Annotated in this window: 22 protein-coding genes; 3 read left to right on the forward strand and 19 right to left on the reverse strand. The window is 31.3% G+C overall.

The window, feature by feature from the left end; genetic code table 11:
• Nucleotides 1-14 precede the first annotated feature (14 nt).
• The 11 genes from frr to Q0891_RS02955 form a co-directional block, all read right to left on the reverse strand.
• Nucleotides 15-569 (reverse strand): ribosome recycling factor, encoded by a 555-nt coding sequence (gene frr / locus Q0891_RS02905; RefSeq protein WP_299098567.1) that lies wholly within the window; start codon nucleotides 567-569, stop codon nucleotides 15-17.
• Between the two features lie 48 nt (nucleotides 570-617).
• Entirely contained in the window at nucleotides 618-1,322 is a 705-nt protein-coding gene (gene pyrH / locus Q0891_RS02910) for a UMP kinase (RefSeq protein ID WP_299098568.1), read from the reverse strand.
• 127 nt (nucleotides 1,323-1,449) lie between these two features.
• A complete protein-coding gene (gene tsf / locus Q0891_RS02915) occupies nucleotides 1,450-2,424 on the reverse strand; it encodes a translation elongation factor Ts (RefSeq protein ID WP_299098570.1) in 975 nt (324 codons plus the stop codon).
• An 82-nt stretch (nucleotides 2,425-2,506) separates the two neighbouring features.
• Nucleotides 2,507-3,319, reverse strand: coding sequence for a 30S ribosomal protein S2 (rpsB, locus tag Q0891_RS02920; RefSeq protein WP_299098571.1), 813 nt, complete (start codon nucleotides 3,317-3,319; stop codon nucleotides 2,507-2,509).
• 170 nt (nucleotides 3,320-3,489) lie between these two features.
• On the reverse strand, nucleotides 3,490-3,876 hold the full coding sequence (rpsI, locus tag Q0891_RS02925) for a 30S ribosomal protein S9 (protein WP_299098573.1): 387 nt from the start codon (nucleotides 3,874-3,876) through the stop codon (nucleotides 3,490-3,492).
• Entirely contained in the window at nucleotides 3,876-4,331 is a 456-nt protein-coding gene (gene rplM, locus Q0891_RS02930; protein WP_299098574.1) for a 50S ribosomal protein L13, read from the reverse strand. The genes rpsI and rplM overlap by 1 nt, the downstream gene beginning before the upstream one ends.
• Before the next feature lie 160 nt (nucleotides 4,332-4,491).
• Nucleotides 4,492-5,151 (reverse strand): methyltransferase, encoded by a 660-nt coding sequence (locus Q0891_RS02935; protein ID WP_299098575.1) that lies wholly within the window; start codon nucleotides 5,149-5,151, stop codon nucleotides 4,492-4,494.
• On the reverse strand, nucleotides 5,151-6,671 hold the full coding sequence (locus Q0891_RS02940) for a radical SAM protein (RefSeq protein WP_299098576.1): 1,521 nt from the start codon (nucleotides 6,669-6,671) through the stop codon (nucleotides 5,151-5,153). Before Q0891_RS02940 ends, Q0891_RS02935 begins: the two co-directional genes overlap by 1 nt.
• 2 nt (nucleotides 6,672-6,673) lie before the next feature.
• Entirely contained in the window at nucleotides 6,674-7,360 is a 687-nt protein-coding gene (locus Q0891_RS02945) for an FkbM family methyltransferase (RefSeq protein ID WP_299098577.1), read from the reverse strand.
• A gap of 12 nt (nucleotides 7,361-7,372) precedes the next feature.
• Nucleotides 7,373-8,086 (reverse strand): sulfotransferase domain-containing protein, encoded by a 714-nt coding sequence (locus Q0891_RS02950; RefSeq protein WP_299098578.1) that lies wholly within the window; start codon nucleotides 8,084-8,086, stop codon nucleotides 7,373-7,375.
• Between the two features lie 19 nt (nucleotides 8,087-8,105).
• Nucleotides 8,106-9,302, reverse strand: coding sequence for a hypothetical protein (locus Q0891_RS02955; RefSeq protein WP_299098579.1), 1,197 nt, complete (start codon nucleotides 9,300-9,302; stop codon nucleotides 8,106-8,108).
• 151 nt (nucleotides 9,303-9,453) lie between these two features.
• Here Q0891_RS02955 and Q0891_RS02960 point away from each other — a divergent pair, with 151 nt between their 5' ends.
• Nucleotides 9,454-11,046 (forward strand): glycosyltransferase family 87 protein, encoded by a 1,593-nt coding sequence (locus Q0891_RS02960; protein ID WP_299098580.1) that lies wholly within the window; start codon nucleotides 9,454-9,456, stop codon nucleotides 11,044-11,046.
• 2 nt (nucleotides 11,047-11,048) lie between these two features.
• Here Q0891_RS02960 and Q0891_RS02965 read toward each other — a convergent pair whose 3' ends face one another.
• From Q0891_RS02965 to Q0891_RS02995, 7 genes are all read right to left on the reverse strand, one after another.
• A complete protein-coding gene (locus tag Q0891_RS02965) occupies nucleotides 11,049-11,798 on the reverse strand; it encodes a glycosyltransferase family 2 protein (protein ID WP_299098581.1) in 750 nt (249 codons plus the stop codon).
• A complete protein-coding gene (locus Q0891_RS02970) occupies nucleotides 11,798-12,910 on the reverse strand; it encodes a hypothetical protein (RefSeq protein ID WP_299098583.1) in 1,113 nt (370 codons plus the stop codon). The genes Q0891_RS02965 and Q0891_RS02970 overlap by 1 nt, the downstream gene beginning before the upstream one ends.
• A gap of 1 nt (nucleotide 12,911) precedes the next feature.
• Nucleotides 12,912-14,291, reverse strand: a complete 1,380-nt coding sequence (locus Q0891_RS02975) for a radical SAM protein (protein ID WP_299098585.1) — start codon at nucleotides 14,289-14,291, stop codon at nucleotides 12,912-12,914.
• Between the two features lie 14 nt (nucleotides 14,292-14,305).
• Entirely contained in the window at nucleotides 14,306-15,088 is a 783-nt protein-coding gene (locus Q0891_RS02980; RefSeq protein ID WP_299098587.1) for a bifunctional 2-polyprenyl-6-hydroxyphenol methylase/3-demethylubiquinol 3-O-methyltransferase UbiG, read from the reverse strand.
• A gap of 1 nt (nucleotide 15,089) precedes the next feature.
• Nucleotides 15,090-16,523, reverse strand: a complete 1,434-nt coding sequence (locus Q0891_RS02985) for a radical SAM protein (RefSeq protein WP_299098588.1) — start codon at nucleotides 16,521-16,523, stop codon at nucleotides 15,090-15,092.
• Nucleotides 16,516-17,421 carry a nucleotidyltransferase domain-containing protein gene (locus tag Q0891_RS02990; protein ID WP_299098590.1) on the reverse strand — a complete coding sequence of 302 codons (906 nt, stop codon included), beginning with the start codon at nucleotides 17,419-17,421 and terminating at the stop codon, nucleotides 16,516-16,518. Before Q0891_RS02990 ends, Q0891_RS02985 begins: the two co-directional genes overlap by 8 nt.
• 151 nt (nucleotides 17,422-17,572) lie before the next feature.
• Entirely contained in the window at nucleotides 17,573-18,547 is a 975-nt protein-coding gene (locus Q0891_RS02995; RefSeq protein ID WP_299098592.1) for an L-threonylcarbamoyladenylate synthase, read from the reverse strand.
• Between the two features lie 167 nt (nucleotides 18,548-18,714).
• Here Q0891_RS02995 and Q0891_RS03000 point away from each other — a divergent pair, with 167 nt between their 5' ends.
• On the forward strand, nucleotides 18,715-19,371 hold the full coding sequence (locus Q0891_RS03000; protein ID WP_299098594.1) for a TonB-dependent receptor plug domain-containing protein: 657 nt from the start codon (nucleotides 18,715-18,717) through the stop codon (nucleotides 19,369-19,371).
• 119 nt (nucleotides 19,372-19,490) lie between these two features.
• On the opposite strand, the gene Q0891_RS03005 is transcribed toward Q0891_RS03000, so the two are convergent.
• Nucleotides 19,491-19,643 (reverse strand): hypothetical protein, encoded by a 153-nt coding sequence (locus Q0891_RS03005; RefSeq protein WP_299098596.1) that lies wholly within the window; start codon nucleotides 19,641-19,643, stop codon nucleotides 19,491-19,493.
• A 175-nt stretch (nucleotides 19,644-19,818) separates the two neighbouring features.
• On the opposite strand from Q0891_RS03005, the gene Q0891_RS03010 reads away from it, so the two are divergent.
• A complete protein-coding gene (locus tag Q0891_RS03010; RefSeq protein ID WP_299098599.1) occupies nucleotides 19,819-21,450 on the forward strand; it encodes an ABC-F family ATP-binding cassette domain-containing protein in 1,632 nt (543 codons plus the stop codon).
• The last annotated feature ends 176 nt before the right edge of the window (nucleotides 21,451-21,626 follow it).

Genomic DNA, 21,626 nt, shown 5'->3' on the forward strand with positions numbered 1-21,626 from the left:
AAGGAATTTGGCAATTAAACCGTCATAATCTCTTTTTCCTTAACTTCTAACGTCTCATCTATTTTTTTAACGTAAGTATCAGTTAGTTTCTGGATGTCAATTTCAGCATTTTTTTGAAGATCTTCAGATTCATCAGAATCCTTAATATCATGATTTGCTTCTTTACGCGCGTTTCTAATACCGATTTTTGCATCTTCAGCTTCTGCTTTCGCTTGTTTCGCCAAATCTCTTCTACGTTCCTCAGTTAAAGGTGGTACATTAATAATAATTGTATCACCATTATTCATAGGATTAAATCCTAAGTTTGCAACCATAATACCGCGTTCAATTTCTTGAAGCATTGATTTTTCCCATGGCTGTACTGTAATCGTTCTACCATCTGGTGTATTTACATTGGCCACTTGGCTTAAAGGCGTTTGAGAACCATAATAATCTACCATAACACTACCTAACATTGCAGGACTCGCTTTACCAGCTCTGATGTTTACAAATTGCTTTTCTAAATGCTTAATTGCAGCATCCATAGCTTCTTTAGCAGTATCTATTATAAATTTAATGTCTTCGTTCATAATGTTAAAAATTTAATTTAAGATTATCAAAATCTGAGCCAAAAGTTGTTAGTTAACTTTGGTGCCAATGTTTTCACCAGAAACTACTTTTAATAAGTTTCCTTTTTTATTCATATCAAATACAATAATAGGTAAGTTATTTTCTTGGCTTAATGTAAATGCTGTCGTATCCATTACTTTAAGACCTTTACTCAATACATCTTTAAATGAAATATTGTCAAACTTAACAGCATTAGTATCTTTTTCAGGGTCTGCTGTATAAATTCCATCTACGCGTGTTCCTTTTAAAATTACATCAGCTTCAATTTCAATAGCTCGTAAAACAGCTGCGGAATCTGTAGTAAAATAAGGATTTCCTGTACCACCTCCAAAAATTACAACGCGTCCTTTTCTAAGATGACTCATTGCTTTTCTTCTTATAAAAGGTTCTGCTACTTCGTTAATTTTAATTGCTGTTTGTAAACGTGTTTTTACATCTGCATCTTCTAAGGCGTTTTGCAATGCCAATCCATTAATAACAGTGGCTAACATGCCCATATGATCACCTTGTACGCGGTCCATACCATTCATAGCTCCTGCAACACCTCTAAAAATATTACCACCACCAATAACAATGGCAACTTCTACTCCTAAGTCTGTAATTTCTTTAATGTCTTTAGCGTATTCTGATAAACGTTCTGGATCAATACCATACTGACGATTTCCCATTAAGGCTTCACCAGATAATTTTAGAAGTATTCTTTTATATTTCATTGTATGATTTAAAGGTTGGGCAAAGCTACGTAATTATTAGCTTCTGTAAAAGTGAAAAAAATGCAAAAAAAATGCTTCTCAATTCTGAGAAGCATTTTTTAGTATAATAGGATTTGAATCTTATTAATTATCCAACAGTTGCACGTTTAAAACCAGTAACAGCAACGTCACCATAAGATTTTACGTAATCAGCAACAGTTTGCTTTTCGTCTTTGATAAACTTTTGATCTAATAAACATTTTTCTTGATCTAAAGTTGTGTTGTCAGAGATGAAACGTTCCATTTTACCTGGTAAAATTCTGTCCCAAATTTGTTCTGGTTTCCCTTCAGCTTTTAATTCTGCTTTTGCAGCCTCTTCTGCTTCAGCGATAACCTCTGGCGTTAATTGAGCCATAGAAATGTAACTTGGTACATTCTTTAAAGTTTTACCTAAACGTCCTAATTCAATATTATCTTTTTCAATAACTGCGATACGCGCTTCAGTTTCTGATGCGATAAATGCAGGCTCAAAATCTTTGTAAGATAAGGTTGTTGCTCCCATTGAAGCTACTTGCATTGCTACGTCTTTTACTAAAGTTTCAACATTGTCTACTTTAGAAGATAAACCTACTAAAGCTGCAATTTTGTTAATATGAACATATTGTCCTACGTACGGAGCTTCTAATTTCTCAAAAGAAGTAATGTCTAATTTTTCACCGATAACACCTGTTTGCTCAATTAATTTTTCAGCAACAGTCATTCCTCCAAAATCAGCAGCTAAAAATGCTTCTTTAGAGTCATGGTTTAAAGCAATCTCTGCTAATTGGTTAGCTAATGCTACAAAGTTTTCGTTTTTACCAACAAAATCAGTTTCACAACCTAAAACGATAGCTACACCAGAAGTGTTGTCTGCGTTAATTTTTGCAATAGCAGCACCTTCAGAAGAATCTCTGTCAGCTCTTTTTTCTGCAACTTTTTGCCCTTTTTTACGTAATACTTCAATGGCTTTATCAAAATCACCACCAGCTTCAACTAAAGCTTTTTTACAATCCATCATACCAGCACCAGTTGCTTGTCTAAGCTTGTTTACTTCTGCTGCTGTAACTTTTACAGTATTTTCCATAGTTTTTGAATTTAAAAAAGTCATTTAATTAATTTTCAAATTGAAAAGAACCAAATGACTTTTAATATTGTATAAATGTTATTTATTCTTCTTCTTGAGATGCTACTGGAGCTTTTTCAGCTTTTTCTGCTGCTGGCTTAGCTTCCTTTTTAGCTTCTGCTTTTGTTTCAGTTTTTTGAGATTTTGCATCTTTTTCTGCACGTTCAGCTTTTCTTTCGTTTAAGCCATCAGCGATTGCAGATGTTACAATAGATAAAATTTTATCTACAGATTTAGAAGCATCATCATTTGCAGGAATTAAATAATCTACTTCACGAGGATCAGAGTTTGTATCTACCATCGCAAAAATTGGGATATTTAATTTTTGAGCTTCTTTAATTGCAATATGCTCACGCATGATATCTACAACGAAAATAGCACCTGGTAAACGTGTCATATCAGAAATAGAACCTAAGTTCTTTTCTAATTTTGCACGTAAACGATCTACTTGTAAACGTTCTTTTTTAGATAAAGAGTTGAATGTACCATCTTTCTTCATTCTATCAATAGCAGCCATTTTCTTTACAGCTTTTCTAATAGTAACAAAGTTTGTTAACATTCCACCTGGCCAACGCTCAGTAATGTATGGTTGGTTTACAGCACCTGCTTTCTCAGCAACGATGTCTTTAGCTTGTTTTTTTGTAGCAACGAATAAGATTTTCTTTCCTGATGCTGCTATTTTAGCTAACGCTTCAGAAGTTTCTTCAATTTTTGCTGCTGTTTTGTAAAGGTTGATAATATGGATACCGTTACGCTCCATATAGATGTAAGGAGCCATGTTTGGGTTCCACTTACGTGTAAGGTGACCGAAGTGTACACCTGCTTCAAGTAATTCTTTTACTTCTACTTTTTCCATTTTGTAATAGTTTACGTTCTGTTAAATTAGCAATGTTCCATTTGGCTTTTGCCGTTGGCTTCATTTAGATGCTAAACTGTTTGATTCTAAATTGACTTAGAATCGTTCTAATAAAATAAAATAATTCAGAACTCGTAAAAACAAGTTCTGAATTAAGTGTTGTTTGGATATTAACGTTTCGAGAATTGGAATTTCTTACGCGCTTTCTTCTGTCCGAATTTCTTACGCTCTACCATTCTTGGGTCTCTCGTTAATAGACCTTCTGGCTTTAATACTAGTCTGTTTTCAGGATCTAGTTCGCACATAGCGCGACTTAATCCTAAACGTATTGCTTCTGCCTGGCCGGTGATACCACCTCCATATACGTTAACAGTAATATCAAAGTTGCCATCATTGTTAGTCAAGGCTAAAGGTTGGTTTACTTTGTATTGCAATGTTGCAGTACTAAAATAATCCGCCATGTCTTTTTTGTTCACCGTGATTTTGCCACTTCCTTGGGCAAGGTACACACGAGCAACAGCCGTCTTTCTACGGCCAATTTTGTGAATTACTTCCATTAGTTAATTTCGTTTAATGTCATTGTTTTTGGTTTTTGTGCCTCGTGAGCATGCTCTGTACCAGTAACAACTGTTAAATTTCTAAAAAGAGTTGCACCTAATTTGTTTTTAGGTAACATTCCTTTTACTGACTTCTCTACTAATCTACTTGGGTCTTTCCCAAATAATTCAGTAGCTGTCAAACTTCTTTGTCCACCTGGATAACCTGTGTGACGGATATAACTTTTTTCCGTCCATTTGTTACCAGTTAAGTTGATTTTTTCCGCATTAATAACAACAACGTTATCACCGCAATCAACGTGTGGCGTAAAATTAGGCTTGTGCTTACCTCTTAAAAGTATTGCTACTCTCGAAGCTAAGCGACCTAAAGTTTGTCCTTCAGCATCAACTAAAACCCACTCCTTATTAACGGTAGCTTTGTTAGCTGAAACTGTTTTGTAGCTTAATGTATCCACACTAATTTGATTTATATTTACGCTTCACAGCGCAAAAAGATTAAACATTCCTCTTTAAAAAAGAGTTTGCAAATTTACGATAAACTATTGATTTACCAAACCTTGATGAAGGTTTTTTTATGTTGAAATTTAGAGACTTATATAATGCTTAATATTCGTTTTAGTTTTTTGATGATACCTTATATATATAATTACGTTCTGTGAACATAGTTCTTTCTAACTCAATTTCTAATTTAAAACCTTGTTTGCTTGCAATGTCAGTAATTTTAGAGATGTTACAATCTTGCGATAAAATCATAAGAATACAATCGTCTGATCTATTTTGTAGTTGTATAAATAGGTTACGGAAATATTCAAAGTCTTCTCCACAGAACCAAGCATTTTCTTTGATATTTGTTGGGTTTTTAGGATAATATGGTGGATTAATTATAACATAGTCGAAACCTTGAGATGTAAGGTTTTGAAATAGGTCTGATTTAATGATCTCAACATCTAAATTGTTTTTAACCGTAGCTTGCTTTAGTGCTGTAAGAGCAATGTTGTTAATGTCTGAAGCTGTAACAATAGCTTTTTTTGACGCTGCAAATAATGAAATAATTCCGGAACCACAGCCCAATTCTAAAACCGTTTTGTTTTCTAATTTTAATGGTTTTAAGTATTGTAATAGAATCTTTGTACTTAATGTATAATGCGGAGGAAACACCTCTGGCATTACCATTACCTCAATACCATCATATTTAAATGGTCTAGGTTTTGAAAATGCTTTTTTTGCTCCTAATTTTAGAAAAGGATCTAATAGTCGTTTTATTAGTTTTCTCATTATTCTGAATAAAAACCTTCTATTTCGGGTTGTCTGTATTTCCAGATTTTATGTAAAACCTTAATTTCATAAGGTAGTTTATAAATACCTTGTCTGTATCTGTAACCAGAAACTAATTTTAAAATTTGTTTCTTATATCCCTTTATTCTAAAATCTGAAACGGTTGGATAGTACCCATTTAATACAGTTTCAAAATTTTGAATTTTATCAATCATATAGGGTTTTAACCAAGGCGTTAAAGGATTTTTACGTAAATCGAATTTTTCCCAACTTGGGTCAATCCATTCTTCTAAGGTTTTAGGAAATGAAAAGCCTGCATCTAAAATTTGCTGATACAGTTCAGAACCTTCAGTAGGTACAGGACTGTATAAATAAATTATAATTTCAGTATCTGGATTGATTGTTTTTATCTCCTTTATAAAATTAATATCCCATAAAATTTGCTCATATACTGTTTTCTCATCTTTTGCTGGTAGGCCAAGTACAAAAGAGAGTTCAGGGATGATGTCTGCTTTTTTCATTCGCAATACAAAATCCTTGATCATTTGGCCGCTTTGTGTTCCGCCTTTATTCATTTGTTTTAGAACGTCATCGTTTCCTGTTTCTGCACCTAAAAACATCATTCTACAACCAGCTTTTCGCATGAGTTGTAGGTCTTCATCAGAGTATTTGTTAATGGTGTCAATTCGGCCTTCGCCCCACCATTCTATATTATCGTTAATAACAAGTTTAGAGAATTCTAGGACGCGCTTCTTTGAGGTGAAAAAATTATTATCATGAAATTCTAAGGCATCAATATTGTACTTCTCTTTAAAATATTGAACATCTTTATATATGTTATCTGCAGATTTAGCTTTCCACTTAGCATTATATATAGGAACAACAGCGCAGAATGAACATGAAAATGGACAACCCATACTAGAATGGTAAGCTAAGGTCCTTTTTCCCATAAATGTTTTTGCGAGATAGCTTTCTAAGGGATAGAACGTATTGAAATAGGTATATGGATATTGTGGTAATGAATCTTGATCTAACAAGGCTTCTTTTACAGTTTGTATGATATTGTCGTTTTCATCCTTATATATAAGATTGCGAATAAGTATTTTTTTTTGATCATTTTTTCCTTCTAAAACATCTAGTAATTGCGGAAATGTATTATCTCCAGGACCATTTACTATATAATCTACGTAGCCAGAATCCATGCAAACTTTATATTGGTTTGAGGCAAAATAACCTCCCCAAATCGTAATGCTTTCAGGATATAATTCTTTTATTTTTTTTGTAAAAGGAATCGCCTGTTTTAACTGTGGTCCAGGCATAACGGTTGAACAAAAATATTTGAACTCTCCTGTATTAAAGTAATTGAGAATTATTTTTAACGGATCGTTTTCAACATTGCCATCTACAAAAACGTAATCGTATTTACCATGAATTGAAGCACCAACTTGAAGAATAGAATTTGGTATACGATGCTTGGTATTAGCACTTTTTGGGTTGAATATGATTATTTTGTTATTCACTTTTATTTTAGTTTTGCAAAAATATTACCGTGTAGGTTTCCTATGTCCATAGCTTTAATTTCTGTGGACATTTCTTTTGCTGAAATCCAGTTCTTTAATTCTAATTTAGGTTTTTCATTTAGCATATAATTAAAAGTGTAATCTCCTAAATCATCAAATTTAGATATACACTGTAATGTTTCTTCAATAAAACCGCCAGTAAATTCAAACTCAATAATAGAAATTTTATAACTTAAATTTTTTAAGATTTCATATTCATAACCTTCGGCATCAATCTTACAAAAATCTGGTATTCCATACATTTCAATTTGAGAATTTAAAGTTACAACTTTAACACGTTCTTTTTGATTCCAATATATATTGTCTGTGGTAAAGTAGGATTTGAACTTATGAGATAGTGTAGCAATTTCAATATGACTACCAATAAATAAATCTAACTCAGTGTTTTCAGCTCCAATAGCTATTTTTTTAATTTTAAAATTAGGATGCTTTTTTTGAATTTTTAACAGAGAATAGTAGCAATTTTTTTGAGGTTCAAATCCGATTACATGGTGTTGTAAGTTTAATAAAATTGAACTTTTGTAGCCTATGTTTGCGCCAATATCAAAACATAAACTTTTCTCTTTTATTAAAGCTCTATAAAAGTTGATACTTTTTTTTCTTCTTAAATGTTGATTAATGAAATTCATTAACACTAGTGTTTAATTTATGATTTCATATCCAAAGTAATCTAAAGAATTACTTAGATGTTCAATAAATAATTGATTTTCTGAATTTGAAAGCTGATGTTTCCAATATCCTGCCTCTCCTTTTCTTAGATTATTTGTTTGTTTAGCATTTTTAAAAGATTGTTTGTCAATAGCATTTAGAATAAACTTATCGGTTTTCTCAATATTGAGAAATTTTAAAATTTGCTGGCACTCAAACTTAGGATTTTGTAATAAATCTTCATATTTTACAAAAAGTATGTCTTTATTGAGATAACCATTATAGTGATTTTTCCAAGAGAATTTACACCATTGATTTACTTTTTCATTACCAGATAGCACTGCTTTAATCATTTGCTTTTTTTTAAAAGCTTTAGGTGAGAGTTTATCAATTATAGAAGATTTTTTAAGAAATTTAAAGAAATATAGACCGGAAATAACAACATCTCTAGGGTCTCTTATTATATATATAATTTTATCAATACTTTTTTTGTCAACGCTAAAAATCTCTTCATAAGTATGATGTGATTTATAACAGTCATAAGCAGATATTCTATCTTGACCTTCTTCTATTGGGTCGTTGTCTATTTTAAATCCCCAATTTCCTTTTAATGGACATACCAAAAGTTCAGCAACTAATTTAGACATCCAAGTAGTACCACTTTTTGGATAGCCCACAATAACAATATTTTTCTTTGTTTCTTCCAACCTTTGATGTGTTAACTAATTACGAAATAATAGTTTTAGTTTTTAGATGTTTAGTTAGCCAGTACCATAATATTATTGTAATTAAAATTTGACTAATAGCTTTTAATAAAAAAGCTTCATTTATACCATAGTTATGTTGCATTACTAAACCAAATGTAATCTGTAATAAAACAATTAAAAAAGCAAAAATACTGACATCTTTTTGTAGATTATTTTTATACATCTGATTAACAAGCAAAATATGAACAAATAAAGGAACAATAAAAGCAAATGCAGTTAAGTAATTAAGCTTAGAGAAATCTAACTTATATAAGTAGGTTATTATAAAATATATGAAGCCAGTAAAAAGAACACTATACAAAACTCCCAAGACCAAAAACTGACTTTTAATTTTCTTGACGATATTGGCTTTTAATCTAAAAAAATTCTTTAAAAATGGGTTTATAAAAAAGGTCACTATTGTCTGGCCAAATACCAATAGGCTAATAAATATTTCATATTTACCCAAGTCAGAAAGGCTAAAGAATGTATTTGCAAAATAAGTGTCTATTTTAAATCTTATAGTACCAAGAACGGCAGGAATAAAAAATGGCAAAGATTTAAGCAATACGGAAAAGTCAAAATTTATTTTAACAGGTGTTATTCTCTTAATATAGTATGTTGTATATAAAGTGACTTTTAAGCTAGTTGCTATAAGAATGATTTTAATAATTAAACTTAAATCAATACTTAGTTTAAAAATAAGAATGCCAAAAATAAGAATACCACTATATAATAGTTCGCCTATAAGATTAAGTTTAAAATCTTTAAAATAGAGGATTAAAATATTATAGGATTGTGCTATAAACAATAAAAAGAGCCATAACATATATAGGTATAGGTTTTCTTTAAAAAGAGATGAAAACACTAAAATAAAAACACATGGAACTAGTAAGAATGTTCTGCTGAGTAAATGTGTAAACCATGATTGGAATAGGTTTGATGGATTTGTACTGAATTTTTTTAATAAAAAATCATTATTCCCAAATGATAAAAAAATCAAAATCAGATATATCCAGATGGCTACTTGGGTAAAACTTCCCCATAATTCTATAGATTGATATTTAATAATAAAATAAGAAAATACAAGTTTACTAAGCGGAGAAATTGATTGGCCTAACCCATATAAGGATATAATTTTTAATCTTGATGTTAATTTTGTTATTTGCTTTTGCATTTATTTAATAGGAATAGGTGTAAAATTAATCTAAAGAAAGCAACTAATACTTTTTAATAAACTTTAGTAATGTGACTAAAATGTTCAATTTAAGTTATTTATAAAACAGTTCTGTATATATTCATGATTAATCTTACTTTTAACGTAAGCAATGAAAAACGTAATTGATAAGCATAAAGGAACTTTGGTATATTTTTTACCTCTGTTCTTGCTTTTAATTTTTTTATTTTGGAGATCGGTTTCGTTTCCATTACACGACTTTGCGAATAGCTATTTTCCCGCGCATATTGTTGCCAATTCGGCGACACCGGAATCCGTTTTGTTTGATATCTATGAGTACAATAATTATATCTGGAATATAGGTTACAAAGAGGTGTTGGGAGATTTTTACCTCAATAGCCCTTTTAATACCGTAGCTTTTTATCCCTTTATAGTTATAGAAGATGCTTATTTGGCAAAGGCTATTTTTAATGGATTATGTAGTTTGTTGTTTTTATTAGCAATCTATTCTTTATTTAAGAGGTTTGGTAGAAAAACGTTTTTATTAGTAACCGCAATTCCGGTTTTGTTTTATGTGCCATTAAGAAATCAGATGCTATTTGGGCAAACCTATTTCTTAGTTTTTACACTAGTTGTTTTTGCGTTTTTATGGATTGAAAAACGTAAATCTATTTCTGGAGGTGGTTTGTTGGTTTTGGGCGCTTTACTAAAAGTGTTTCCTGTAGCTTATGGTATTCCATTGCTTTTTAAATCACGATGGAAAGCAATACTAGCTGCTATAGTATTAGGAGTTGTAATTTTCTCACTATCCATTTGGCTTACAGGTTTTAGCTTATGGGAAACGTATTTTTTTGAAGTCTTACCTAACGCTATTAAAAATAAAAGCACTGTAAACTTTCAATACAATGCACAATCCATAGATGTGTTTCTAAAAACATTATTTGTTCAAGATGCATATTACAATCCAGATGCTTTATTCAGTAATGTAAAATTAGGCGTGTTTATAAAATGGGTGTTTAAATCTATCATTTTTGGTATAGCTATATCCTTAAGTTTTTCAAACAAAAAAAAATTATTGGCATTATTTTCCATTTGGGTTGTTACACTGTTTTTAGTGCAATCGAGGACTGCTACTTACGCTCAAATATTATGGATAATTCCGGCATTTTATGTGTTTGCTTTGTCTATAAAACCTTTTAAGAAAATTGCTTTTTTTACGCTGTTATTCTTAATGTGTAATGTGCCAATTGCTAGTTTAGAACATTTGCCATTGATTTTTAAGTTTTCAAGACTTTGGTTAACTATTGGTTTGGCAGTATTGTTTTATAGTAGTGTCGCTAAAAAAGTAAATTACATGTACATTGGTTTAGGTTTGTTGATGTTGTTTCCATTACATTTAGATATGTTTACTGAAATAACTGATGATGCATCTTCATATGTCCTAGAACAACAAGAGTATTTTATGATTTATGATTTTGAAAACAACAACAATAAATTAACCTATAAAGCCCTTGGTAAAGGCGGAAAAATAATTGAAAATACAGCAATTTCAATTTCAAAATTTGATGAATATTCGTGTGTAATTGAAGATTATCAAATAATCTATAAAGGGAGACAAATCACTAAAGATCCTTCTTTAAAAAGGAAACCAGTACTGGTAAATGACTGTGAAATTTATTATCTTACTGATTCAAATTCGAGACGAGGTGCCTTCACACTAAAAAAGATTGATATCTGTAATTAACTTTATAAGCTCGGCTTAAATAATTTGAAATTATAAATTTTCAGTTTTTGAATAAAATAAGATATTGACACTCTTAAAACTCCAAGTCCATAAATAGAACTTCGTTTAAAATTAATGGAAGAAGAATCTTTTTCGTATTTCGCTGGGCAAGATATTTCGCCAATCACAATACCCTTATAACAACATTGCGCTAAGAGTTGATTATCAAAAATAAAGTCGTTAGAATTCTCATTAAACGGAATAGATTTTAAAACCTTAGCATTGAATGCACGATAACCTGTATGGTATTCTGATAACTTTTGATTCATTAATAAATTTTGAATAAAAGTCAGTCCTCGATTAGAAATATATTTATACATTGGCATACCACCAGAAAGTGCATTTTTGCCCAAAATTCTTGAGCCTAAAACAACCTCATAAACATCGTTTGCAATTAAATCTGCCATAGACGGAATTAGCTTTGGATTGTACTGATAATCTGGATGCAACATAATTATAATATCAGCACCTAATTCAATAGCTTTAGAGTAACAACTTTTTTGATTGGCACCATAACCCAAATTAATATTATGCTCAATGATGTGTTCTATGCCAAGCTGCTTTGCGACTTCCACAGTATTGTCATCACTAAAATCATCAGTCAATACAATGGCATCAACAATGTGATGCGGAATCTCATTATAGGTTTTTTCTAATGTTTTTGAAGCATTATAAGCCGGAAGAATTATAACTATTTTTTTATCTCGAAGCATTAGTTGAGTAGATTTACTTCGTTACTAGATTGTTCCCTTATACTTCCAGGGACTTCGATATATTTAATTGGAGCCAGCGCATCAATATCTTTTCTGCGGTAAAGATTTCCTAAAAACGGAAATTCATGATGCGTATGTGTTTCTAAATGCGCTAATTTTTTCTTTACATCTGCTAAAGGTAAATTCCATTCTTTTGAAATGCGTTCAGCATTGGGTTCCATAAAGGCAATGTAAAGGAGCTCTAATTCGGTATGTAATTTTTTATTTGTAATAGATGGATCATTCCATTGTTTATCTTGAAAATCTTGCAATTCACGATTAAAATATTTTAGCGTATCATTAAATTTAATGTAGCTTAAATAACCTTCATGGTTTTGTTGCTTTCTAAATAAAGGTTGAATCACAACCTCGTGACACCAGATGCATTTTGCAGGTTTTCCGGCTTTGGTGATTTTACTATTGCCAGCTTCTTTTAAAGCGCCATCAATATCATAAATACCAAATTTTAATTGTCCATTAGGCATGATCTCTACTGTTTCATATTCTAAAGTGTCATTACTAATAGAATCAATTTCAGCAGAAAGAAACCCTTGACTATTACTATCAGAAATATTTGAAAACGAAATAATTCGGTCTACTTTAGAAACACTAGAATTATCAATATATCCTTTGTTATTATTTAAGGTATATAACTCTAAAAACTGGTTTAAACTTTTAGGTACATCAGTAATAGCATAATAATGATGAGAATTTCCAAAAGTTAAGGCAATGTATCGTCCTAAATCTAGCGCACTATTTTTTTTATATGCTTCAGAGTTTTTAAAAATATATTGAAGTTTAGATAACTCTGTTTTAGCGTGTTCAGAAAAGCCAAGTTGGTTTAAGTTTAGAGTAATTATAGAATCTTTATATGATAAACCAAGTAATGTAGTGTCAGTTGTTATTGTAGAACCTAAATATGCTAAAGCCCATTTTAAACCTGTGACACTTCTGTCAAAAGTATCTTCATTGTACGATTTGTTCCATTTTAAATTAATTTCTTGCTCTTTTTTAGAACACGAAAAACAGACAGAAAATAAAACAAAACATATTGTAAAAAAAGAGCGTTTCATATTACTTAGAGAGTTTCATAAAAGCACCAGCTAAGGTAGATTTTAATTTATATGTAATCATTTTTTTTAGGTTTTTATCACTCAATTTTTCTTTATTATAATTAACCTCATTCACAATGCGTCTTACTGCATAATCATAGAATTTTCTAGAATAGGTTCTTGTAAAATCTATATCTCTATCTGTTGAGGTTTCCCAATTGGGTTGAACCGTTATCTTGTCTTCAATTTCATTATAAAGTGATGTTCCTTTTATTGGGTAAGCTACTGTAATTGTAAAATGCGTAGGATTTGCAGCTTTTAAGTATGTAATTGTTTCCTTAATGTCTTGTTCATCTTCGCCTGGATAACCAACCATAATAAAAGTTCCGGTTTCCATGCCTTTAGAATTTGTTTGCAGAATAGCATTTTTTACGACATCCACATCAACGCGTCTGTCCATGGCATCAATTATTTTTTGGGATCCAGATTCTGCTCCAATCCAAATGCGGTAGCAACCAGCTTCTTTTAATAACTCTAAAACTTCATTATTAAGACGTTCGGCTCTTGTGATACATTCAAAAGGAATTATAGCATCTTGTTTTAAAACTTCTGCATGAAATTCCTTTATCCATTTATGACTTACCGTAAAAACATCGTCTACAAACCAAATGCTATCTGGTTGGTAAGTGTCTTTTAGCATTTTCAATTCTTGTGCAACCAGTTCTGCTGGTCGTCTGCGATAACTTTGTCCGTAAACGGCAGTACTACACCATTTGCAAGTATAAGGGCAACCACGTTGTGTACTAACAGTCATGGAGCTTTTTCCATGATGTGTTTTCCAAGTTTCTAAATATTTATCAATAGGAATTGCGGCTCTATTTGGTAATGGCAGTTCCTTTAAACTCTTCATTTTTACACGTGGAGCCGTTTTAATCACTTGCCCATTTTCTAAATAAGCAATTCCGGTAATATGGGTAAAATCTTGATTGCGATCAATAGCGTTATAAAGCTCTAAAGTAGTTTGTTCACCTTCGCCAATAATTAGAAAATCGGCTCCTGACTTTAAATAATTTTCACAATTATAGGTAATGTCTGGTCCACCTAAAATTAGTTTTGGAAAACCATATTTTTTATCGGATTTCAATATTTTTATAAGCTTAATAACATTAATTTTAGTCATTAAGTTAGTATAAATGGCAACTGTTTTAGGTTGTTTTTCTGCTATAAAACTGAGTTGTTTTTTTTTGCTGTAAAATGTAGCATCGTAAAGGTGATTATTAATCTTATTCTCCTTTAAATAAGCCGAAATATATAACAAGCCAAGTGGAGCGTAAGGCTTCATTATAAGCTGCTCTTTTGGGTCTTCGAGTATGTAATAAGCGTGTGTAAGTACAATACTCATTTTTATGGTCTCTATTATTTTTTGGTTAATTCTATTAAAAAATGATCTGCGTATTTTGCAAATAATGATGCCGTTAAAATGGCGTCTATACCTTTTAAAACAGATAAAAAAGGACGTTTAGATAAAAAAGAATTTTCTAAATATGAAGGCGGAATGGCCAATCCTATTGGTTTAACTCTATTCATCGTAAAGTCGTTAGTGGATAAAGATATAACTTCTTTAGGATTGTAATACCAGGTTTTCACGTTTACACCATCGACATTAACATCTAAGCTTTCATTGGTATTTCTGCGTTTTGATTTTTTTAAATCGCCTTTAATTAAAAAATAAAAACGTTCCCAAATACTTTTTTTAGACATAATTACCATTACTAGTTTGCCATTTGTATTCAGTAGGCTTTTAGCAACTTTACAAAATGCTTCTAATTGTATTTTTGATAAACAATTTAAGCCTCCAAAATTTGAAAAAACAATATCAAATTTCTGGTTAAATGTAGTTGCATTAATTGTGGTTATATCTTGAACTTTAAAAAGCAAGTGACTAGATTGTTTTTTAGAATTAGCTACAGCAATCATACCTTCAGAAATATCTGTAGCAATAACATTATGTCCTAATTTTGAAAAATGAATGGCATCTTCCCCTGTTCCGCAATTAAGCTCTAAAATATTAAGCTTTTTTTTAGTGTTTATTATTGGATTTACATACTTAAAAACACGAAGACGTTGCGCCTTACCAATGTTTGAAAACGTAAAGGTTTCATCATATTTTACAGCAGCTATGTCAAAATCGTTACTCATGTTATGGAGTCATACTTTTTAATTGCCATTTGTCTACAAAAGCAGAAGGCACATAATAGGCTAATTTTAATATCGATTTTGTTTTAGATAAATTAAGTTGTTTTAGATTATCAATACCTTGACTAATTCTATATTCTTTATGCACATATCGTTGTAGTTTCTTGTAAAATTTAGAACTATAAGTGCCTTTAAAAAGCATGGCTAAATCGTCAGAATCTGTCCAGTTCGCTTTTAGTTGCAAGTCGTCTTTTACCATATCGTAAAACTTGGTACCAGGCAATGGATAAGACACAGAAACACCAATATTATCTGGTAGCAGTTCCTTTATCATACCAATTGTTTTGAGGATATCTGCTTTTGTTTCATTTAAATAACCAAACTGAATAAAGAAAGCAACTCTAATAGCTTTAGCTTTTAATAAGCGCGTGGCTTCGTAGATTTGCTCTACTGTTGTTTCCTTATCCATAGCATCTAAAATGGCTTGAGAGCCACTTTCCGCGCCAACCCAAACTTCTTCTAATCCACTTTCTGCTAAAGCATCAATAGTGTCTTCTTTCAATAATAAGTCAACACGACTTTGAATGTAATAAGAAATGGATAGATTTTCTTTTTTGAGCTCTAAATTAAAATTCTGAACCCAATTTGGTTTTAATCCAAAAATATCATCGCACATCCAGAATCGATTTACATCGTAGGTTTCCGATAAAAACTTTATGTGTTTAGTAATATATTCTGGGGAATGTGAGTTGTAACGATTGCCATAGATAGGTTTTGCACACCAATTACATTTAAAAGGGCAACCACGTGTTGTGGCAATATTTAAGGTAAATGCATTTCCGCCACTTGCCCAAATGGCCTTATAGGCATTCATATTTATTAAATCCCAAGCTGGCAAAGGCAATTCATCTAAGTTTCTTAAAACAGGTCGTTTAGAATTCTTAATTATTTGATCATCCTCCTTGTAAATTAATGCTTTTATTTCAGAGGTATCTTCATTGGTCTTTAAGGCATCTAAAAGTTCTTTCAAAGTGATTTCGCCTTCGCCTTGAATGACAAAATCGGCACCTTGGTCTAAATATTTTTCAAAATGATCTGTAGAATCAGAGCTACACACAATCACTTTACAGTTTTGCTTTTTGGCTATTTTAATCATCTTAAAAGCCGCTTCTCTCATGGTGGTTAAACACATTTTTGTGAGATAATTAAAGCCATCATCGTAGAGCACAAACGTACTTGGTTGATGTTTTGCTAAATAAGGTGCAATGGTTTGCGGATCGTCTAATAAGTTAGCGTCAAACAGACCAACTTTATAGTTGTTTTCTCTTAGATATGAAGCTGCATAAATGGTGCCTAAAGGCGGATAAGGTGTTTTGTTTTTCCACTGTTTGGGATCAAATTTATAGTAATATGAATGAGAAAAAACAACATCAAGCATGTTCCATAGTTAGGTTAAGGTTGAATGCTTTGTTTTTATCATCGTAACGCTGGTTTAACGATACAATAACACGACTCTGAAAATCTCGAGGATGATGTTTAGAGACATCATTTGTAGATTTCATTGCGACTTCAAAATCCTTTTTGTTGAGATTGTTAAATTTAGATTTCCACTTTTTAAGCGTTATACGTCTAAAATAAAAATCTAATTTTTCTCCCAATTTATTATCGAAAATGTATTCTATAGCCGTGCTTAAAATCGGTTTTCTAAAGGTATCAGCAAGCACAGATGTATTTAGAGTTCGGTTTGGATAAAAGTCTAAAGCCCACTGGTTTTCTGTAATAAATGAATCAATAATAGACTTACCATAAACAGGCATTAATGTTATTAATTCTGTAGCTGTAAATTTATTTTGTTCTTCAATTTTAAGATTATTAGAACTAATAAAGTAATTAACACAAAAATACTTTTTAGAATTTAGCAAAAACACCTTTTTAAAAAGGATTAAAAATGTTCTTGCTAGCCATAATTTTTTTGGTTTTGTGATGATAAAGAAATCAATGTCGCCTTCATCATCATAATAGCCTTTAGCTAATGCACCAGAGATAGAAACGGATTCTACGTAAGGAAAAGACATGATGAGTTTGGCTCTTCTCAGTGCTTTGGGCATTATCTCTTTTGCCATTACATTACCTTTAAGTCTTCGTTGAACTAAGTCTTTATTATTGACATCAGAATAATAATTACCAAATTGAAAAATAATTTTTTGTTCAATTAATGTATTGAGCTCTTGTATGGTGTCAGATAAATGATTTGCAGAAGAAAACGAATAAATCTCCTCTTTGGTTAAAGGGTATTTAAAAATTGAAAAGTATATGATTACTTTTAAAGCATTCATCTTTTTAACAGCGTTTTTTTTATAAAAATAAGGCTTAAATTTAGAATATAAGAAATAAGTTTTATTTAGTGGAAAAAGATGTTTGTCTAGATAATTGATAATTTCAACTCTGAATATAACTAGTTTTAATTATTGCGAATGAAATTACCGCTTATTTAGTTGCTCTATTTAATCTGTCATTAATAGATTTCCCTAAACCATTATCAGGAAATTTTTCTGCAATAATTATATCTAAATCAAAAGTGTCTAATTGATGAAGTGCATCATATAATTTTGAAGCGGACTCTTTTAAATTACCTGTTTTAGATAAAACAATTTGAGTTTTTATAGCGTCGTTTTTAAATTCAGTATCAAAAACTAAAAGACCAATCCTTAAGTTTTTGTATTGCTTTAATGCTTTAGGTATATTATCTGTTAAAACCGTTTTGGTTTTTGGTGCATAATGACGCGCGAGCATACCTGGCGCATTTGGTATGGTTTTTTGTTTAGGCGCTTCGGTAACCGTGTTTTTTATTTCAATTTTGCCAACAATGGCTTCAATGTCTTCTATAGCAGTAGAGCCTAACCTGTAAATAATAGGTTCATCGTTTTCAAAACCAATGATTGTAGATTCAATACCACTTTTACATGCACCACCATCTAATACCATTTTAAGTGTGTCTTTAAAATACGTTTCTACGTGTTGTGCTGTGGTTGGACTAATACTACTAAACGGATTGGCACTTGGTGCTGCTAAAGGGAAATCGAGTTGCTTTAATAACTCTAAAGTGGTTGGGTGGTTTGGTACTCTAACCGCAACGGTATCTTTTCCTCCTGTAATTAAATCTGGAATTATAGCCTTCTTTTTCAACACCAATGTTATTGGTCCTGGCCAAAAAGCGTCTGCCAACAATTGTGCTTTTTCAGGAATGTTTTCTACAATAGTTGAAAGCGAATCTATAGATGGAATATGAACAATGAGTGGATTAAAAAATGGTCGCTTTTTTGTTTCAAAAATTGATGTAATCGCTTTTTTGCTGTATATATTTCCTGCTAAACCATAAACCGTTTCCGTTGGAATAGCTACAATGTTTTCATCAGTTAAAAGTTGAATTGCTTTTGATATGTCTTTAGAAATAATACTCATAATTCAATATAGAGGACAAAATTAATTGAAATTATAATAAAGTATCCGACATTTTTAACCTTTGTTAAAATTTCAATAAAATAAATGTGCTTAAGTCAATTTATAATAAGATCTAGTTAAAATTTATTGTATATTGCTAAGTACCTAACATTAAAAATATTAGAACTATGAAAATCAAATACTTTGGATTCCTTATTCTTTTTACCTTCGCATTTACTACAAATATTTCAGCTCAAAAGAAATCGAAAAAAATTGTTATTACTGGTGTGGTAAAAGATTCTTTAGGTAATCCTGTGAATGAAGCTACTGTATATGTTGAAGACTCGTCTGTAAAAAAGACAACGAATAAGGATGGAGAATTTAAAATTAAAGTTAAGGAGACTCCCAAAACTATATATGCCTTCTCAGAACACTATGGTTTGAGTTCTTCTGAAGATTTTGATGAAAATAAGGTAACTATTGAGTTTGATAGTACCAGTGAAGAAAAAGGAAAAGCTTTTCAATTAGAGGCCTTAAAAAAAGTAAAAAAACGTAAGCCCGAAGTGGAACAATATTTTACGAGTATATATGACTATTTAAGGGTTAAGGTTCCGCAAGTAAGAGTTTCGGGTAGTAATGAAATAAGAGTTAGAGGGTCTTATAATACCACACTTTCTAGTAATGAAGATCCTTTGATTATTGTAAATGGACATCCAACGAGTACAGCTGCATTTGGAGATCTTACACCTAACAATATCAAAAACATAAATGTACTTAAGAGTTCTGAAGCTGCATCTTATGGTGTTAGAGGAGCAAATGGTGTTATTTTGGTAACTACGAAATAGTGTTCGATAATATTTTAATCGAGTTTTTGGAATTATATTTTCATTAGCTAACGGATTAAGAGCATTAAAACTAATGCGCATTCAATATAATTTAAATGGTAAGCGACTACAATCTAATATTACTTAGATTTTAGTCGCTTATTTTTCTTTTCTTGTTTCTGCTGATAAAGCGCGTAACCTAATACAGCCATTTCTAAACCTAAAATAGCAATCTTTGCCTTTTTACTTTTTGTAAATGCACTTGTTAAACCTAATACTTTTGTAATAATCATAATGTTTTATTTAATGGTTAAACTTTGTTTGTCATAAAATTATGTAATAGACTGGGTTTAGCTTAGCGTAATCACTATTAGAATTAACTGAAATAATTAGAAACGATATTTTCTATACATTCAAAAACATAAAACCCGTTCCTTTTAGTAGTTTTGCATCTTTAAAATTGAGAACATGATTTCAGTAGATAATTTAGCTGTAGAATTCAGTGGACAAACACTTTTTAAGGACGTGTCTTTTACTATTAATGAGAATGATAAAATTGCCTTAATGGGTAAAAATGGTGCAGGAAAATCTACCATGATGAAAATTATTGCTGGTGTTCAAAATGCAACACGTGGTCATGTGCGTTCTCCAAAAGATACAGTCATTGCCTATTTGCCTCAGCACTTATTAACTAAAGATAATGCTACGGTTTTTGAAGAAGCGTCTAAAGCCTTTGCACATGTGTTTAAAATGCGTGATGAAATGGAAGCGCTCAACAAGCAACTAGAAACCAGAACCGATTACGAATCTGACGAATACATGAAAATCATAGAACGTGTATCAGATTTAGGCGAAAAATATTATGCTTTAGAAGATGTTAATTATGATGCAGAAGTAGAAAAAGCATTAAAAGGTTTAGGGTTTAAGCAAAACGATTTTACAAGACCAACTAATGAATTTTCTGGAGGATGGCGAATGCGAATAGAATTGGCAAAAATATTACTTCAAAAGCCAGATTTAATTCTCTTAGATGAGCCAACTAACCATATTGATATAGAATCTGTCATTTGGCTAGAAGACTTTTTGGTTAACAAAGCCAATGCGGTTTTGGTTATTTCCCACGATAGAGCCTTTATTGATAATATTACCAATAGAACTATTGAGGTCACTATGGGCCGTATTTACGATTATAAAGCCAATTACTCGCATTACTTACAGTTACGAGAAGATAGACGCACACACCAAATAAAAGCCTACCAAGAACAGCAGAAATTTATTGCAGATAATATGCAGTTTATTGAGCGCTTTAAAGGTACCTATTCTAAAACCAACCAAGTGTCTTCACGAGAGCGCATGCTCGAAAAACTAGAGCGTATAGAAATAGATGAAGTAGATACCTCTGCTTTGCGTTTGCGTTTTCCGGCAACACAGCGTTCTGGCGATTATCCTGTAACGGTAAAGGATGTTTCTAAATCTTATGATGAGCATGTAGTGTTTAATGATGCTAATATGTCTATAGCAAGAGGTGAGAAGGTCTGTTTTGTGGGTAGAAATGGCGAAGGAAAATCCACGATGATTAAAGCCATTTTAGGCGAAATTGAAGTAGAAGGCACTTGTACTTTAGGCCATAATGTGCAAGTGGGTTATTTTGCGCAGAATCAAGCGGCTTTGTTAGATGAAAGCTTAACGGTTTTTCAAACCGTAGATGAAGTTGCAAAAGGTGATGTACGTACTCAAATAAAAAATATTTTGGGTGGTTTTATGTTTAGAGGTGAGGATATTGATAAAAAAGTCAGTGTCTTATCTGGTGGTGAAAAAACCAGATTAGCGATGGTAAAACTCTTACTAGAACCTGTTAATTTATTAATTCTCGATGAGCCAACCAATCACTTAGATTTAAAGTCTAAAGATGTATTAAAAGAAGCACTACAAAATTTTGATGGCACTTTAATATTAGTCTCTCACGATAGAGATTTTCTACAAGGCCTTTCTAAAAAAGTATTTGAATTTAAAGAAAAACGCGTTATAGAACATTTTGAAACGATTGATGATTTCTTAGCCAGAAATAGAGTTGAGAGTTTGAAAGGTTTGGATTTGTAGGTTGTTTGATAGTATCATTTGATACTTTAATAAGACGATTAATCTCTGTTGTAGACCGTTTATTATTCTTTCTTATTTACTGTAATTCTCAATTCAAAAATATTGTATTTTAGGTAATACAAATAGAGATTATTATCTTTAAAAGAAAGCTTCTCAGTCTACATTGTCCCCTTGAG

This window comes from uncultured Winogradskyella sp., assembly GCF_947498005.1.
GTDB lineage: Bacteria > Bacteroidota > Bacteroidia > Flavobacteriales > Flavobacteriaceae > Winogradskyella.